Origin of the sequence: Flavobacterium sp. UMI-01 (assembly GCF_019656315.1) — a bacterium.
In the GTDB taxonomy this organism is placed as follows: Bacteria; Bacteroidota; Bacteroidia; order Flavobacteriales; family Flavobacteriaceae; genus Flavobacterium.
In genome coordinates, this window is the sequence record NZ_BPLU01000008.1 from 64618 (window position 1) to 82110 (window position 17493).

The 17493-nt window shown below is 34.0% G+C and carries 14 protein-coding genes; 5 read left to right on the forward strand and 9 right to left on the reverse strand.

All coding sequences use genetic code 11. From position 1 onward, the window contains the following. The first annotated feature begins 116 nt into the window (after positions 1-116). Together K5R64_RS04635 and K5R64_RS04640 are read left to right on the forward strand one after the other, a co-directional pair. Positions 117-965, forward strand: coding sequence for an SDR family oxidoreductase (locus K5R64_RS04635; RefSeq protein ID WP_220761380.1), 849 nt, complete (start codon positions 117-119; stop codon positions 963-965). A gap of 205 nt (positions 966-1170) precedes the next feature. Beyond that, positions 1171-5952, forward strand: coding sequence for a PAS domain S-box protein (locus tag K5R64_RS04640; protein ID WP_220761382.1), 4782 nt, complete (start codon positions 1171-1173; stop codon positions 5950-5952). A 105-nt stretch (positions 5953-6057) separates the two neighbouring features. Here K5R64_RS04640 and K5R64_RS04645 read toward each other — a convergent pair whose 3' ends face one another. The 7 genes from K5R64_RS04645 to K5R64_RS04675 all read right to left on the reverse strand — a co-directional run bounded on the left by K5R64_RS04645 (position 6058) and on the right by K5R64_RS04675 (position 12279). Then, on the reverse strand, positions 6058-6504 hold the full coding sequence (locus K5R64_RS04645) for a response regulator (RefSeq protein WP_220761384.1): 447 nt from the start codon (positions 6502-6504) through the stop codon (positions 6058-6060). 324 nt (positions 6505-6828) lie between these two features. Then, positions 6829-7164, reverse strand: a complete 336-nt coding sequence (locus K5R64_RS04650) for a hypothetical protein (RefSeq protein WP_220761386.1) — start codon at positions 7162-7164, stop codon at positions 6829-6831. A gap of 175 nt (positions 7165-7339) precedes the next feature. Next, on the reverse strand, positions 7340-8218 hold the full coding sequence (locus tag K5R64_RS04655; RefSeq protein ID WP_220761388.1) for a mechanosensitive ion channel family protein: 879 nt from the start codon (positions 8216-8218) through the stop codon (positions 7340-7342). A gap of 11 nt (positions 8219-8229) precedes the next feature. Continuing rightward, positions 8230-10053 carry an SLC13 family permease gene (locus K5R64_RS04660; protein WP_220761389.1) on the reverse strand — a complete coding sequence of 608 codons (1824 nt, stop codon included), beginning with the start codon at positions 10051-10053 and terminating at the stop codon, positions 8230-8232. A gap of 88 nt (positions 10054-10141) precedes the next feature. Next, positions 10142-11164, reverse strand: coding sequence for an AI-2E family transporter (locus tag K5R64_RS04665; protein WP_220761391.1), 1023 nt, complete (start codon positions 11162-11164; stop codon positions 10142-10144). Positions 11165-11191: 27 nt separating this feature from the next. Then, positions 11192-11431, reverse strand: a complete 240-nt coding sequence (locus tag K5R64_RS04670; protein WP_220761393.1) for a Rho termination factor N-terminal domain-containing protein — start codon at positions 11429-11431, stop codon at positions 11192-11194. A 527-nt stretch (positions 11432-11958) separates the two neighbouring features. Beyond that, positions 11959-12279 carry a YbaB/EbfC family nucleoid-associated protein gene (locus K5R64_RS04675; RefSeq protein WP_220761395.1) on the reverse strand — a complete coding sequence of 107 codons (321 nt, stop codon included), beginning with the start codon at positions 12277-12279 and terminating at the stop codon, positions 11959-11961. A 142-nt stretch (positions 12280-12421) separates the two neighbouring features. Between K5R64_RS04675 and K5R64_RS04680 the strand changes: the two genes are divergently transcribed. Both K5R64_RS04680 and K5R64_RS04685 read left to right on the forward strand, forming a co-directional pair. Beyond that, a complete protein-coding gene (locus K5R64_RS04680) occupies positions 12422-14482 on the forward strand; it encodes a S9 family peptidase (protein ID WP_220761397.1) in 2061 nt (686 codons plus the stop codon). Positions 14483-14551: 69 nt separating this feature from the next. Next, positions 14552-15592, forward strand: a complete 1041-nt coding sequence (locus K5R64_RS04685) for a PLP-dependent cysteine synthase family protein (protein WP_220761399.1) — start codon at positions 14552-14554, stop codon at positions 15590-15592. Between the two features lie 149 nt (positions 15593-15741). Here K5R64_RS04685 and smpB read toward each other — a convergent pair whose 3' ends face one another. Beyond that, positions 15742-16197, reverse strand: coding sequence for an SsrA-binding protein SmpB (smpB, locus tag K5R64_RS04690; protein ID WP_220761401.1), 456 nt, complete (start codon positions 16195-16197; stop codon positions 15742-15744). A gap of 69 nt (positions 16198-16266) precedes the next feature. On the opposite strand from smpB, the gene K5R64_RS04695 reads away from it, so the two are divergent. Beyond that, on the forward strand, positions 16267-16491 hold the full coding sequence (locus K5R64_RS04695) for a VF530 family DNA-binding protein (protein ID WP_220761403.1): 225 nt from the start codon (positions 16267-16269) through the stop codon (positions 16489-16491). 58 nt (positions 16492-16549) lie between these two features. Here K5R64_RS04695 and K5R64_RS04700 read toward each other — a convergent pair whose 3' ends face one another. Continuing rightward, on the reverse strand, positions 16550-17404 hold the full coding sequence (locus tag K5R64_RS04700; protein ID WP_220761405.1) for an aldose 1-epimerase family protein: 855 nt from the start codon (positions 17402-17404) through the stop codon (positions 16550-16552). Between the last annotated feature and the right edge of the window lie 89 nt (positions 17405-17493).

Sequence of the window (17493 nt, forward strand, 5' to 3'; positions counted from 1 at the left end):
GAAGTGAGAGTTTAAATTAAAATAAAAAACGAATTGGGTTAGTTTTTTTTTCAATAACAACCATTTGATTATCAAACAGCGTTTTACTTTGTAAGACAATTTAAAATTGAAACATCATGGAAAAAGAAAAAGAATTTTCTCAACAACAACAATCGTTGCCTGGGGAACAATATAAGATGAAACCAGAACCTGTATTAATTAGAGACAACTACAGAGGTTCAGGGAAATTAATGGATAAAGTAGCCTTAGTTACGGGTGGTGATAGTGGTATTGGAGCTAGTGCCGCTTTGCATTTTGCTAGAGAAGGGGCAAATGTAGTATTGGTATATCTAAACGAAACCAAAGATGCTGTTTCGGTAAAAAACCAAATTGAAAACATGGGCAGAAAGTGTACTATTATCAAAAGAGACTTAACAGAAGAAGCCAATTGTTTATTTTGTGTGCAAACTTGTATTGAAGAATATGGTCAATTAAATATTGTGGTGAATAATGCTGCCGTGCAATTCCCTCAGGATTCGTTATTGGATATTGATAAAGAGCAATTATTGAAAACGTTCGAAACCAATATTTATCCTTATTTTTATTTGACAAAAGCAGCTTTGGAATATTTAATTCCAGGCGATGTGATTATCAATACCAGTTCTGTTACAGCGTATAGAGGAAGTGAACATCTGATTGATTATGCCAGTACCAAAGGAGCTATTGTTAGTTTCACTAGATCATTATCTACCCAACTAGCGCCAAAAAAAATCCGAGTAAATGGTATTGCTCCCGGGCCTATTTGGACGCCATTAATTCCTTCTAGTTTTGATGATGTAAGTGATTTTGGCAAAGACACACCTATGGGAAGAGCAGGACAACCTTGTGAAGTAGGACCCGCGTATGTTTTTTTGGCCTCAGAAGACAGTAGTTATATGACGGGACAATTTATGCATATTAATGGAGGTGAAATCATTAATGGATAACAAACAACGGAACTTTTATCTTTACTTTTTAAGGCAATGTTACCCATAGGTTAGCTACAAGTTGTATAGGATGTATTTTATTTTTTGGAGTCTCTAAATAGTAGGTTTGTGTTCAATTATACCTATAAATTCATACAAAAAAGATTATATTTGGTATCTCTTGAATCTACAAACAATAATAATTGTATAATCTAAACCGAATAAAATGGCTCCAAAAATAACGGATTTATATTTTCTTGAAGGCGGTGGAGCAATGGGTGAGCTTATTAGGGCAAAAGATTGGAGTAAAACGCCTTTAGGTGCTCCTGAAAATTGGCCTCAGAGTTTACAAACAATGGTTTCCGTAATGCTAAACAATCCTTTTGGGATGTATATCGCATGGGGTAAAGAATTTACACAAATATATAACGATGGTTACCGCCCTATACTGGGCGAAACTAAACATCCGCAAGCTTTAGGAATTGGTACAAAGGAAACCTTTTCCGAAATATGGCACATCATTGAATCTATGTTTGAGGATGTTATGAAAGGAATTCCTGTGGGTTTTCCTGATTTTATGCTGCCTCTTAATCGAAATGGTTTTGTCGAAGAATGCTATTTTGATTTTGCCTATAGTCCTATCCGAATGGAAAATGGAGAAGTGGGTGGCGTCTTGGTAACCGTTATTGAAACAACGGATAAAAAGAAAAATGAAGAAGTACAAAAGGAACATCAAAATCAGTTGGAATTTGCCATTGAAGCAGCCCAATTAGGAACTTTTGATTACAATCCTCTTACGAATAAGTTCACCGCCAACCACCGACTAAAAGAATGGTTTGGTTTGCCTCCCGAAGAAGAAATCAACCTGAATGACGCAATAAACAGTATAGCACCTAATGATAGAGTGAGAGTTAGTGACGCTATTGCAAAAGCATTAGACCATACTTCAGGTGGTAGCTACGATATAAAATACAGCCTAATCAATCCTGTAACCAATAAAAAAATTATTGTTCATGCCAAAGGAAAAACGTGGTTTAATGAAGAGCAAATGGCTTACCGTCTTAACGGAACTGTTGAAGACATAACCAAAAGAACCAAGTCACTCCAAAAAAGGATTAAGAGTCAACAAATTACGCGCCAAATGGTATTAGAGGCTCCCATCGGAATATGTTTGTTGGATGCTGCTACTTTGGTTTCGGAGATTGTCAATGATCGTTTTGTGGAAATTGCGGGTAAACCTTATGATAGCATCATCAATACATATTATTGGGACACTTTTGCGGAAGCAAAACCCTATTATGAAGAAGCGCTCCAAAGTGTAGTTCAAACAGGGAATCCTTACTATGCTAACGAAGTGGCCTTGATGTTAATTCGTCACGGGAAAGAAGAAAACATTCATGTGACATTTGTATATGCTCCCATAAAAGATGAAAAAGGAATTGTACAGAAAATTGCGGTTTGGGTAATTGATAATACGTTGCAGGTTCAAGCGCATCAAAAAATTATCGAAAGTGAAAACAATTTGAAGCTGATGATTCATCAGGCTCCTATTGCCATTTCAATTTTACGTGACTGGGATTATAAGGTAGAAATAGCCAACAAACACGCCTTAGATCTTTGGGGAAGAACAGAAGAAGAAATACTTAACAAGTCTATATTTAGTAGTATGCCTGAGTTGATGGAACAAGGCATAAAAGAATTATTGGATGAAGTAACTACAACTGGGAAACGCTTTGCGACTACTGAACTACCTTTACAATTGTTGCGCAATGGTAGTTTAGAAACCGTTTATATTAATTTTTCATACGAAGCCTTGTATGATGAAAATGGCGTTATAAATGGCGTTATGGCCATTGGCTTTGACGTTTCTCAACAAGTATTGGCTAGAAAAAAAGCTGAGGAAACAGCAATCCAATTAAAGGCACAAAAGCGTTTATATGAGGCTGTTACCAAAAGTACCCCCGATTTAATTTATGTTTTTGATTTAAACTATCGTTTTACGTATGCTAATGATGCTTTGTTGAAAATGTGGGGCCGTACTTGGGAAGAAGCTAATGGGAAATTTCTTCTCGAACTGGGCTATGAACCTTGGCATGCAGAAATGCATGAAAGAGAAATCGATCAAATAATTGCGACAAAAAAATCCATCCGTGGTGAAGTTTCGTTTCCACATGCTACTTTAGGCAAAAGGGTTTATGATTATATTTTGGTACCCGTTATCAATAATGAAGGGGAGGTTGAAGCCATAGCGGGAACTACTCGTGATATAACAGAGTTGAAACAAGTCGAAGAAACGCTAAAAGAGAATGAAAAGCAATTTAAGACACTTGCTAATAACATTCAAAATCTAGCCTGGATGGCTGATGCAAATGGAGCTATTTATTGGTACAATGAACGTTGGTATGAATACACTGGAACATCACTGGAACAAATGAAAGGTTGGGGATGGCAATCAGTGCATGATACAGAGCATTTACCAAAGGTTTTAGAAAAGTGGCAGCATTCAATTAATACAGGAGAATGCTTTGAAATGGTTTTCCCTTTAAAGGGAGCTGATGGCATTTTTCGTCCCTTTCTTACTTTGGTCTATCCGTTAAAAGATGACAATGGGAATGTAATTCGATGGATTGGTACCAATACAGATATTAGTAAACAAAAAGAAGCTGAAGACCAATTTAGGCAAATGGCAGAAAGAATGCCTCAAAAAATCTGGACTTCGGATATCAGTGGAAATCGAACGTATTTTAACCAAGTAATGCTCGATTATTGCGGGCTTACTTTTGAGGAATTAAAAGATTGGGGCTGGAAAAAAATCATTCATCCTGAAGATTGGGAAAAAACAAAACAACTCCTTGAACATTCTTTGAAAACGGGTGAAGATTACGAAAATGAGTACCGTATTTTAGGAAAAGATGGTAAATATTTATGGCATTTAGGGCGTGCCATTCCTGTAAAAGACAAACAAGGAAAAATAATTTTGTGGATTGGTTCTAAGACCGTGGTACAAAATCAAATTGAACATTCGGAAACATTAGAAGAAAATCTTAAAGAAAGCAACGAGCGAATGCAAACTATCTTGCAACATGCGCCTGATTCTATTATTTCTTTTGATGAAAACGGAAGAATAATGAGTTGGAATGCCGAGTCTGAAACCATCTTTGGTTGGAAAGAATGCGAAGTTATGGGTAAATCATTGGCAGAAACCATTATTCCAAAACGATTTTACTCTTGTAATGCGACAGCCATGCAGTATTTCTTTAACGATACTCAAAAGAATAGTAACAAACCGATTGAAAGAATAGTTGTGAATTCTAATGGATGTGAGTTCCCTATAGAATTAAAGATTTCCCGATTATACACTAACAATAGTTTTTTACACATCAGTTTTATTCGAGATATCTCTATCCGCAAAAAAGCTGAGGAAACCATAAAAAATAAAACCAATCAATTATTAGAAGCCCAACAACAAGCGCACATTGGGAGTTGGGAATGGGATATTGAAACCAATAAAATTGAATGGTCAGACGAACTATATAGAATTCACGGCTTACTACCACAGGAAATAGCTATTGATTATGAAAAATATTTGAGTTTTATTCCTTATGAAGAACGTGACTATGTCAACCAAACGGTACAACAGGCTATCCAAGACAAAAAATCATTTAAAATATTCCGTAAAGTCATTTGTCCTAACGGGAACGTACGTATTTTAAGTTCTACCGGAAAAGTAATATTGGATGCCAATGGAAATGTTGTAGGAATGTCTGGAACGGCACAGGATGTTACAGAACAAAAGAAATACGAACAAGAATTACAAGTTAGTGAAGAACGTTTTTATAAAATTTTTGATAGTAATCCAATTCCAATGACGCTTTCAGAAATAAAAACAAATGAAATTCGATATGCCAATACGCTCTTTTACAACTTATTTGGTTACACCAAAAAGGAAGTAATTGGGAATTCTTCGATTGATTTGCACCTCATTGATGCGGATGAAAATAATCGAATTACTAATTTGATTTTGGAATTGCTTAAAGAAGAACGAAGTCTGGATGAAATTCAATCATTGTCAAAACCTGAAATCGAAAACCTCCTTTTAAAATTAAAACAGTCTGAGGCGATGCAGGACTTTGAAATCTTGTACACCAAGAAAAATGGTGAAAAAATTCCGGTGCTTATTTCCTTTGAAATAATCCACATGGGAACGGATAGTTATGTGGTAACTTCCTATCAAGACATGACAGCCCGAAACAAAGCAGAAGAGTTATTAAGAACTCAAAATGAACAACTCGAAAAGATGAATAAAGAACTGCAATCGTTTGCTTATATTTCTAGTCATGATTTGCAAGAACCCTTGCGTAAGATTCAAACTTTTGCCTCTCAAATTATGGAAAGAGAAGCTGTTAATTTATCTAAATCAGGCATGGATAAGTTTGAACGCATGCAAAAAGCAGCTTTCAGAATGCAAACGCTGATCCAAGATTTACTGGCTTATTCCCGAACAAGTACGCAGCAAAGAATTTTTGAAAGTATTGATTTAAGTGAAATAGTCGAGGAAATAAAAGAAGATTTAAAAGAGGAGTTACAACTTAAAGAGGCTGTAATCGAAATGAGGGACATGTGTGAGGTAAAAGTAATTCCATTTCAATTTAGACAATTGCTTTTTAATCTGATTAGTAATGCACTCAAATTTTCTAGTCAAAAACGAGCGCCTTTGATTAAGATTGATTGCACAAAAGCCACCGTGAAGGATTTGATTGACCATAACATTCCAACTGATAATGATTATATGCACATTAGTGTGGAGGATAACGGAATTGGTTTTGATCAAGAGTACAGCGAGAAAATATTTTTAGTTTTTCAACGATTACACGGTAAAGATGAATATGCAGGAACGGGAATAGGATTAGCTATAGTTAAGAAAATTGTTGAGAATCATAATGGATTTATCTTAGCTAAAGGGGTGCCTAATAAAGGGGCTACCTTTCATATTTACATTCCTGTTTAACTTAATAGTTGTTACTTTAGGTGAATGTATGACAACAAAATAAAAAAAGCAGACTCAAAACACCATTGTGGAAAAGTTCTGAGTCTGCTTAATAAACTTTAGTATTTAAATCCGAAAAAGAAAATTTTCTTTCGCGGTACTTTGTAAATGTAATTCCTCATTGCGAGTGAGCACATTTTCAATTACGTCTCTTAATGTGGTAAAATTGTTGGGTTTGTTGATGTAAAGATTAGCTCCTTTTGAATAGGATTCTTCAATATCTCGTTGAGAAGAAGAGGTAGAGTAGATGGCTACGTTCAGTCCTTTGAGATGGGGATTGTTTCTGATTTCGGTTAAACATTGCAGCCCATTTTTAATAGGCATATTTAAATCCAGAAATATAAAATTAGGCAATTGTACATCAGGTTGAAATAGATAGTCTAATAATTCTTGACCATGGCAAAATAAGGATAGGCTCGTCTGCAAAGATATTTCTTCTAAGGCTTCGCTAAATAACATTCGGTCATCTTCGTCATCATCCGCTAAGAAAATTTTAAAAAAGGTTTTACTCATTTGGGGGGGGGTATATATTATTAACTGTTTTTTGACTCTTTTATTGCAAAAAGAAATCTGTAAAATCGAAATATATCATCAATGAGAAACTATTTAATAAAAAAAACAGGATTAATCTTTAAAATCCATACGATAAGATTACCATATCCTTTTTAATGTATTTTACTTACATCAAAGATATTCTATTTAAATGAGAAAAAAAGGTATTATAACGATTATATTGGATTTGAATTCATTTTTTAACTTTAATGAAACCTAAATCAGCACCATGATGTTTAAATTACTTTTGGGTAATAAAATTTCAAATCCTAGTTTGGGCAGATTTTACAAGTCAATGTTTAAATCGTTGGTAATGTTTGTTTTAGGTATTTTTTTGAAAAATTCTGCCAGTTCCAAATCAGAATTAGGCCCATAGCCCATCAAAAAGGTTCCTTGGTCACCATTTTTGGTTTGGATAACATACAATATAGACATGTCCTCGGGATTGCTCATTCCTTCATAGCGGTGTTCAGCAACTATAAAAAGATCTTCGGGTTCAAAAACTACTTTTGTTTCAGCGTTTCTGAATTTTTTATCTTTAAAATAAAAATTGGATACAAATCCTTTTTCTTGATAAATTTTTATGTAGTCAATTTCGTGTTTGTCAAATTGGTTTTTCATTTCTATTATTTTTTTTAATGAATAATTAGGGTTTTTATTCACAGCCCAATTACTGTTGGTAACAAATTTGGTTAAAAAAAAATATAAAAATTAACACAAAAGAATGCAATTTTGATGCTATCGATTTGTAGTAAAAATAAAAAGGAACATGAGGTATAGTTGGAGTTGTTTTGTACTATTCTTCTCTAGTAGGTTTGTTTTTGCTAAATTCGATAGTATGAATAGGGAAAGGGATTGTGATGCCTTCTTTATCAAAATGGGTTTTGATTAATTTAATTGCTTTGTGTCTCGCGTCATGTTCTTGTTTTATTTTTATCATATCAATCCAAAAACGAGTCATAAAATTGATAGCAAAATCATCAAATTCAGTAAAGAAAAATTCCACTGTTTCCCCCTCATTTTGCTCGAAATTTTCGGCGATAATACGAGTTACTAAATCTTCAACCTGTTGTAAGTTACTATCGTAGCTTACAGAACATTTGACAGCAATTCGGCTCCTTTTGCTTATTGAATAATTGGTAAAGGAATTTTCTACAAACTTAGAATTTGGAATAATGACATAGTTGTTGTCGGTTTGTCTTAATACAACGTTTCTCAAGCTGATTTCTGCGACAAATCCTTTGGCTTCGTTGGTTTCTATATAATCATTGATTCTTATTTTTGGCATGAAGGAAAGTACCAGTCCACCAAAAGTATTACTCAATGTGCCTTGAAGGGCTAAACCTATGGCTAAACCTAAAACACCTGCTCCTGCGAGAACACTTGTCAAAAGCTTGTTGAGACCTAAAACACTAAGCGAGATAAAGAATCCTATGAAGATGACAATTATAAAGGCAATTTTACCAGAAATGTCTTGTATCGATTTTTGAGCGATTCTCCGCAATAAAAACTGTTGTAGTATTCTTTTAAGCGTACGTGCTAAAAAGTAAAAAAATACCATAATCACTATAGCCATGATGAAATTGGGCAATTTTAGAATGATTTCGGTCATCCATTCTGCCATTTTATCCCAAAGCTTATTTAAAGTGTCTTGTATTGAAAATCGTGCGTCCATAGTAAATAATATTATAACATATTTGTCAATAAATAAGTAGCTAACAACCACAATATCAAGCTCAAAATTCCACCAATAATCAAGAAATGTTTAAAGCGATAGTTTCCAATTCCATAAATCAACGTATTGGTTTGGTATCCCATAGGCGTAAAAAAACTAAAATTAGAAGCAAACATAATAGTCAAGATAAAAGGTTTGTAATCTAAATTCATTCCACTAGCGACGGATATCGCAATTGGGGTCATGATAATTGCCGTAGCATTGTTACTCACCACACCACTCAACAACATTGTTACCAAAAATAGTGTCCCGATAATTATATAACTAGGCTGTCCTCCCAAAAATACTAATAAATGATTGGAAATCCATTTATCAGCTCCAGTATTATGCATGGCAGCTCCTAGGGGTATCATTCCAGCTAGTAGAAAAAAAACTTGCCAATTTACTTTTTTATATACGGTATTTAAATCTAAGTTTTTAGATAAAAGCAATAAACTGACTCCAATTAAAGCACTGACCATTATTGAAAAAATTCCTATTGCAGCTAATAAAACCACCAAAATCAATACACCTAGGGAATAATATTTTCTAGTGTTTGAAATTTGGGTATTTGTATCAAATTCCTGTAACAAAATAACATTTTCAAGAAACTGCAAAGCAGGAAGTTGCTCTCTAGAGATTTCTACTAATAAACGATCACCTTCTTTTAGTACTAATTGGCTTGTACTGCTTCGTATCATGCGTTCTTTGGTGTTTACAATGGTTTTTCTTTTTTTGATGGCCAACGGAATAGCGCCTTGTAACATATAACGCCTTAATTCTCCCAACGTTTTTCCTAAAAGCACCGCACCGGGAAGCATTAAAAGTTCTACAAAAACAGGTTGTCCTTCTTCATTGGTGTTTTTACTTTGATTCTTTTCGTCGGTTTGTTCCGTTTCATCGTGTCTTAGTTCTGTGTGAACACTTAAATTATCTGATTTTATAATTTGTTCTAAATTTTCGATATTACACATCAAAAGCAATTCATCATTTTCCTTTAAGGTTATGTATTTTCCTGGGGAATGATGCATTTGATTATCTCTTATAATTTGCAAAAGTGATACATTAGGATTTTCAAATAAAAAACTCTCGCGAATGGTTTTGCCTATCAAAGGAGAACCAGGATTGATAATAACTCGGGTAATATAATCCTCTAGTTCATAATCGGCACTAATGCATTTTTTGCTGTCCCAAGGCAACCATTTTAAAGACAGTGTAATGAAAGCTATCGAAACCACCAGAAAGATTATCCCAAAAGTTGAAATTTCAAAAAAGCCAATTTTTTCAGCTCCTAAATTTTTGGCAACTGAATTTACAATCAGATTGGTTGAGGTTCCCATTAGCGTACAAGAACCACCTAATATTCCTGCAAATGAAATAGGCAATAAGAGTTTTGACTGAGGAATATTGTATTTCTCTGAAAGTTGGTTTACGATTTTGATAAACACCAGCACTACGGCAGTGGTACTAATAAATGCTGAAATTCCAGCTGTTACAAACATGATTATGGGAGCCATCAAGTAAATGGGGAGTGATTTTACTTTGCTAATACTCGAAGTGAGCCAATGAATGACACCATTATTTTCCATTGCAATGGTAAGTATCATCAAGGAAAGTACTGCAATAGTAGCACTATTAGAAAAACCACTTACTCCTTCCTCAGGAGTTACTAGCCCTAATAGAATGAGGGTTACAATAATGAAAAAAGCAATTCTGTCGATTGAAAAAACTTCAAAAACAAACAGAATTATGGTAGTAAACAATACTAAAAACATTAAAAGGATGTCTGCATTCATCTACAAAAAAATTAAAAATTAATAACAATCATTTTTACAAATGAATAATGTACCTAATAAGGCGGATGTGAATTTTGGTAAAGAAAAATTATACAGTAAGGGGGATGTGTTCCGTATATTCTTTCTTATAAATATGGATGATTAATAAAAACAGGCTAATTAACAACGGACCAAAAATCAACCCTATAAAGCCAAAAAGAGGAATCCCAATAATGACGCCTAAAAGGGTAATCAATGGATGTACATTATCTAATTTTCGAAGGACATACAAACGTATGATATTGTCTGCTGTACCTACGACAACCATACCGTAAAGCAAAATGCCCCAAGCTTGAAAAGAATCTCCATTTGATAATGACAAAATAAAGACAGGAATAGTTCCCAAAAGATTTCCCACCAAAGGAATCATGGAGCCAATGGTAACCACCACCGCCCAAAATACGGCACTGTCAACATTAAAAATTAAAAACCCTACTAGTGAAACCAATCCTTGAGCAATGGCTACAAGCGGTATGCCCAACGAGTTAGATTTGACCATTTCTTGAATTTTGGTATTCAATAATTCAAAATTATTAGCACTTACAGGGGCGTATTCAATCAATATTGTTTTTAGCTTTTTTTGATTTGTTAGCATATAGAACAACATAAAATACATTATTGAAACAGCAATAAAAGTATTTACTGTCCCACCTAAGATGCTACTAACACTATTAGTTATGGCATTTGAAATTGAACTAGCATCAAGTTGATCTGTTATGTTAAAGCCTAAAAGATGTTCCCAATCCTTCAGTTTTGATTCAATTGCATGAATCACTTTTTCGGATTTGCTAGCCACTTTTCCCACTTTGTTGCTGAGTAGCATAACCATTCCTGCAATAGGAACTAAGATTATAATGAATGACAAAAACATCAATAAACCTGCGGATAAGCTAGGGTTCCATCCTTTGTTTGTCAATTGTGTCATGTAATTTTTTAACAATACAAATAAGGTGATGGCGCCTAGAAAACCAGAAATAAAGGGGTAAATTTCTAAAAAGATTAACCCTGCCATTGCAAATAGCAATAGTAAAGTAAATAGTTGCCGAATGATAAGAGGGTTAATTTTTTTCATTTAAAGCGAGGTGTAAAGGGGGTTAATTTAATTATGACGTAAAGCATAAATCAACTCGGCTTTAGTCATTTTTGACCGCCCATTGATGCCTACTTTTTTAGCTTGTTCATAAAGGTCTGCTTTCGTCCACTGCTCATAGGGTTTTGCATGACCTCCTTTGACGCCAGCATCGGGTGTATTTGCAATTCTCGCAGCCTTTTGTTTGCTGTAGCCTTTCTCTCGTAAAGCTTCGTATTGTTTTTCATTTTTTATAGTTGGAATTCCCATAGCTTAGTTTTTTGATTCGATAATTTCCATTCAAAATCGAGTAGCGACATTTTGAGCCATAGGTATTGCTCCAATGACAAACTCTTAGATTCGTTAGTTTCTTTTCAATCTCTTGTTGCGAGTTGGATAAGAATAATAAGAACCATTCGAATAATGATTCTTACCTACTTTTTCATTAAAGTAAATTTATAAAAGAATAGAAGCTGCTTTTTTACAAGACTAACACATTAAGTTATATAATTTTCAGTTGTCGGGTTGTCTTTCAGAAAAAATTCTGGCTATAAAATATAAGGAACTAGGACGCACTTTTAGTGGTTGAATCAAAAGTGTCCATTAGGAGAGGTGAAATAAAAATTAGTTTTATAAATATAGGGTGTAAAAAACTAGATAAAAAAAAGAAATGAAATCAGAGAAAAAAAAAATGTACAAGAAGTATCGATTGATCAAAAGGATAAAATATATAAAATTAAAAAGCATGAAATCCATCTTGATTTCATGCTTTCTAGTAGAGTTTTTATTTGAATAAATTATTTGAATAAATTATCCATACCCGGAATCATAGGCATATCCATTTTAGCAACGGCATCCAGTTCAGCTTCATTAACCTTAGTAGCTTTTTCGATGGCTTTGTTTACCACCAAGACAAGGTAATCCTCTAGTTGTTCTTTGTCTTCCAATAATTCATCTGCAATGGTAACAGCGGTGATTTTACGATTGGCAGTCATGGTTATTTTGAATAAACCATCTGAACTTTGTTCATCAATTAAAACAGTATCAAGTCTTTTTTTGGTTGCTTCTATTTTATTTTGGGTTTCTTTTAGTTTACCCATCATTCCCATTAAATCCATATTTGTAATTTTTAGCAGTTTATTTAGCGAAATTAATACTTTCCTATCAATGCACAATGTTAAATAAGGTTAAAACAAGTGGGGTTTACATCGGCTTTGCTATTTTTGCGGTCAATCGTATCAAAATTCGAAATCATCACCAATGATAAAAACTTTACAAGCTCCAGTTGCCAAAATTATACCTACGCAATTAGAAAAATTTAATGATATAAGAGTCGATAATTACTATTGGTTAAACGACCGTGAAAATCCAGAAGTTATTGCTTATTTGAATCAAGAAAATGAGTATTATCAAGCGATGACTGCGCATACTCAGGAATTTCAAAAAGAATTATTTGAGGAAATGAAAAGTCGTATCAAAGAAGACGACCAGTCTGTTCCTTATTTTTATAATGGATATTATTACATCACGCGTTATGAAACAGGCAAAGGCTATCCTATTTATGCTAGAAAAAAAGGAAGTCTATTTGCGGAAGAAGAAATTTTGTTTGATTGCAATGTCATGGCTGAAGATCAGGCTTATTTTAAACTAGGTGGTTTAAGTGTAAGTCCAGATAATACGATGGCCATTTTTAGTACTGATGTTGTAGGAAGACGCATTTATACAATTCAGATAAAAAATTTGATAACTAACGAAATTTTATCTGATAAAATCGAAAATGTTACAGGTTCCGCTGTTTGGGCCAATGACAATTTTACGCTATTTTATGCTTCACAAGATGAAGTAACACTTCGTTCCGATAAAATATTCAAGCACAAATTAGGCGCTCGACAAGAAGAAGATGAACTCATTTATTTTGAGAAGGACGATACTTTTAGTGTGGATATTTTAAAATCAAAGTCACGAAAATACCTCGCAATCGAATGTGGGAGTACGATGACTACGGAATACCGCATTTTGAATGCCGATACTCCTGATGGCAAATTTAAGATGTTCCAAAAAAGAAAAAGAGGAGTAGAGTATAGCATCAATCATTATAAAGATAGTTTTTATATTCTTACCAATAAAGACGATGCCGAGAATTTTAAATTGATGAAAACCCCTGAAAATGCTACGACCTCAGATAATTGGGTCGAATTAATTGGGCATAGGGAGGATGTATTGCTGGAAGACGTGGAGATTTTTGCAGACTATCTTGTCGTCGAAGAGCGTTCAAATGGTTTAAACAAAATACGCATTATTCCTTGGAGTGGGGAGGGAGAGTATTATCTTCCTTTTGACAGCGAAACATATACAGCTTATACATCGGTAAATGTAGATTTTGAAACGGAAATTTTAAGATACAGTTACCAGTCATTGGCTACACCTTCGTCTATTATTGATTTTAATATGCGAACGTTTGAAAAACAAATTCAAAAGGAGCAACAAGTACTTGGAGGACAATTTGATAAGAATAATTATATCGAAGAGCGCATTTGGGCAACCGCAACAGACGGGACAAAAATTCCCATCTCCATGGTGTATCGCAAAGGGATTGTAAAAGATGGCAAAAATCCACTTTTATTGTATGCTTATGGTTCTTATGGTCATTCCATGGATGCCCATTTTTCATCTACTCGATTGTCTTTATTGGATAGAGGGTTTATTTACGCTATTGCTCACATTAGAGGAGGAGAAGATTTGGGGAGAAATTGGTATGAAGATGGAAAACTGTTAAATAAGAAAAATACTTTTACTGATTTTATTGATTGTTCTAAATTTGTTATCGAACAAAAATATACAAGCCCTGAACATCTGTATGCTGAGGGAGGCTCAGCAGGAGGTTTGTTAATGGGAGTAGTTATCAACGAAGCGCCTGAATTGTATAATGGAGTAATAGCTCAAGTACCTTTTGTGGATGTAATGACCACCATGCTTGATGAAAGTATTCCATTGACTACGGGTGAATATGATGAATGGGGGAATCCTAATGTGAAAAAATATTATGAATACATGCGTTCTTATTCGCCGTATGATAATATCAAAAAACAACGATACCCTAATATGTATGTTTCAACAGGTTTGCATGATTCTCAGGTACAATATTGGGAACCAGCTAAATGGGTTGCTAAGTTAAGAACAGCAAAACAAGACGACACCGTTTTGTATTTGGATACCAATATGGATGCAGGTCACGGTGGCGCTTCGGGGCGTTTTGAAGCACTTAAGGAATTGGCAAAAGAATTTAGTTTTTTACTAGATTTAGAAAAAAATAAAATCTAATTGGATTTTTTTGTTAAATTTGCAATGTATCATTGTTAAATAAAATTAACGTTGATTAACTATTTATTTATGAAAGAAGAAATAAATGCTTATAATAATGTATTAGAGTTAATAGGCAACACACCGCTTATAAAACTCAATAAAGTTACCGAAAATATTACCGGTAATTTTTATGCTAAAGTAGAAGCTTTTAATCCTGGACATTCTTCCAAGGATAGAATTGCACTATACATTATTGAAGAAGCAGAAAAAAAAGGCATATTATCTCCAGGTGATACTATTATTGAAACTACATCAGGTAATACAGGATTTAGTTTAGCCATGGTAAGTATTATAAAAGGATATAACTGTATCCTTGCCGTAAGTTCTAAGTCATCAAAAGATAAGATTGATATGTTGCGTAGTTTAGGAGCTAAGGTTTATGTATGCCCCGCTCACGTAGCCGCAGATGATGAACGTTCATATTACAGTGTTGCTAAAAGATTACACGAAGAAACAAAAGGTTCCATTTATATCAATCAATATTTTAATCAACTTAATATTGATGCTCATTACAACACTACAGGTCCTGAAATTTGGAAACAAACCAACGGTAAAATCACGCACTTAGTAGCTTGTAGTGGTACTGGAGGAACCATCTCTGGAACTGCCAAATATTTGAAAGAACAAAACCCTAATATTAAAATTCTTGGAGTGGATGCTTTTGGGTCGGTCTTGAAAAAATACCACGAAACAAAAGAATTTGATACAGAAGAAATTTATCCCTATCGTATTGAAGGATTAGGTAAAAATTTAATTCCTACAGCAACAGACTTTGATGTAATTGATAAGTTCATGAAAGTTACAGACGAGGAGAGTGCACATTCCGCTCGTGAAATTACCCGAAAAGAGGGCATGTTTGTAGGTTATACTTCAGGTGCCGTTTTACAGGCGATTAAGCAGTATGCAGAAGAAGGGGAATTTGATGAAAACAGTAATGTAATTGCTATTTTTCCAGACCACGGCTCAAGATATATGAGTAAGGTATTTAGTGATGACTGGATGAATGAACAAGGTTTCTTTGATAGCATTAACGAAGAAGAAGTACAAAAAATTGAAATGATTAAATAAATCATCACACGATAATTAAAAGAAAAACTCCAGAGCAATCTGGAGTTTTTTTATGATTTAAATTGAATTAATTTCTTCTAAAAAGGATTTCTTGGATGGAAAAAATTAAATAAGGTAATCCCAAGAAGTGAGTTAGAAGAAATATAAAATTACTTATACGCTTTTTTGATGCGGTCTAAGTCTCGTTTGGTATCTTGTTCTTTTAATGATTCTCTTTTGTCGTAGGTTTTCTTACCTCTACACAAACCGATTTCCAATTTGGCCAACCCTTTTTCATTGGTAAATAACCGTAATGGGACAATAGTTAATCCTTTGGATTGTACTGCTCGAGCCAAATTTTTAAGCTCTCTTTTGTTAAGTAACAACTTTCTTTCGCTACGTGCTTTATGGTTAAATTGGTTTCCAAAAGCGTATTCTTCAATATAGGTATTGATAGCAAAAAGTTCAGTACCACTAAATTCACAAAAGCTTTCAGTAATATTGGCTTTTCCTAATCGAATGGATTTAATTTCAGTTCCTGCCAAAACAATTCCAGCAGTGTACTTTTCGATGATTTCATAATCAAATCGAGCGCGTTTATTAAGTATGTTTATTGTTTTAAGCATAGGATTGCAAATGTAGAACAATTACGATAACTCTACAATTTTTTAATCAAATTGAGTTAAATTTGTGGGATGGAAAAACAAGCGTCAAAAGACCCATTACATGGCATAACTTTGAAAGTCATGCTGGAACAACTCGTTAATTATTATGGATTTGATACCTTGGGTGAATTGATTGCAATCAATTGCTTTAAGAGTAATCCTAGCATCAATTCGTCTCTTACTTTTTTACGAAAAACAGAGTGGGCACGAAAAAAAGTTGAGGAACTGTATATACACACCTTGCCTAAACTTTGATGTGGTACAACTAAGACTGCATTGAATTTTCGGATGAATTAAAATGCAGTCTCTACGTTTATATTACCTCAATCGAGAATTTTGCTTCAAAAGTTTGGTTAGGTTCTAGAGGGATGATGCCTTCTTTATCCAAGAGGTTTCCTGAAGCATCAACAGTGTCGGCATAACCGCACCAAGGTTCGATGCAAAGGAAAGGGGCATTGGCAACTGTCCAAATTCCTAAATTCGGAAAATCAGCATAATGCACACGGACAATAGCCTTGTCAGCGTCTAAAATACTTAATGTTTTGGATTGTATGGTTTTGAATACTAGGGCATCATTTTCAAATAAGGCGTACGACAGCTTCACTCCATTGTCATTGTTTAAGGCTAATTCTTGTGTGGTTGGAGCAATTAAATTATTTTCCAAAAGATGGTAGTGCAAGATCTCGTTTTGATTGAACTTTAAGGTGTAATTCTCAAATTTTTTAGGCAAAGCAAATGCTGGATGAGCTCCAACTGAAAACGGCATTACCTCCTCATTGTGATTGCATACCTTATAGCCGATATGCAAATGATTGGCCTCAAGCGTGTAAATGATTTGGAACTCAAATTCAAAAGGATATTTTAATAAGGTACTTTCATTGGATTGTATCGAAAAAACCGCTCGTGTATTGGTTTTTTCCACAACGTTAAATTCCATGTCTCTAGCAAAACCATGTCTCGATAAATGGTATTGTTTTCCATTGTAATGATACGTATCTTTTTTTAAACCGCCTACGATAGGAAATAATACTGGAGAGTGTTTGCCCCAAAATTGAGGATTCCCTTCCCATATAAACTCGACATTGTCCTTGTTTTTTAATGAAATTAATTCGGCTCCGATGGACTTTATCTCTGCAGATATAAAGTCGTTTTGTAATAGTGTTTTCAATTGTTTGAATTTATTTTTATAAAGAAATATTAAAAATTACCTAAAATACTGTTTCAGTACTCAAATATAAGTTAACTGTCCGTTTTTTT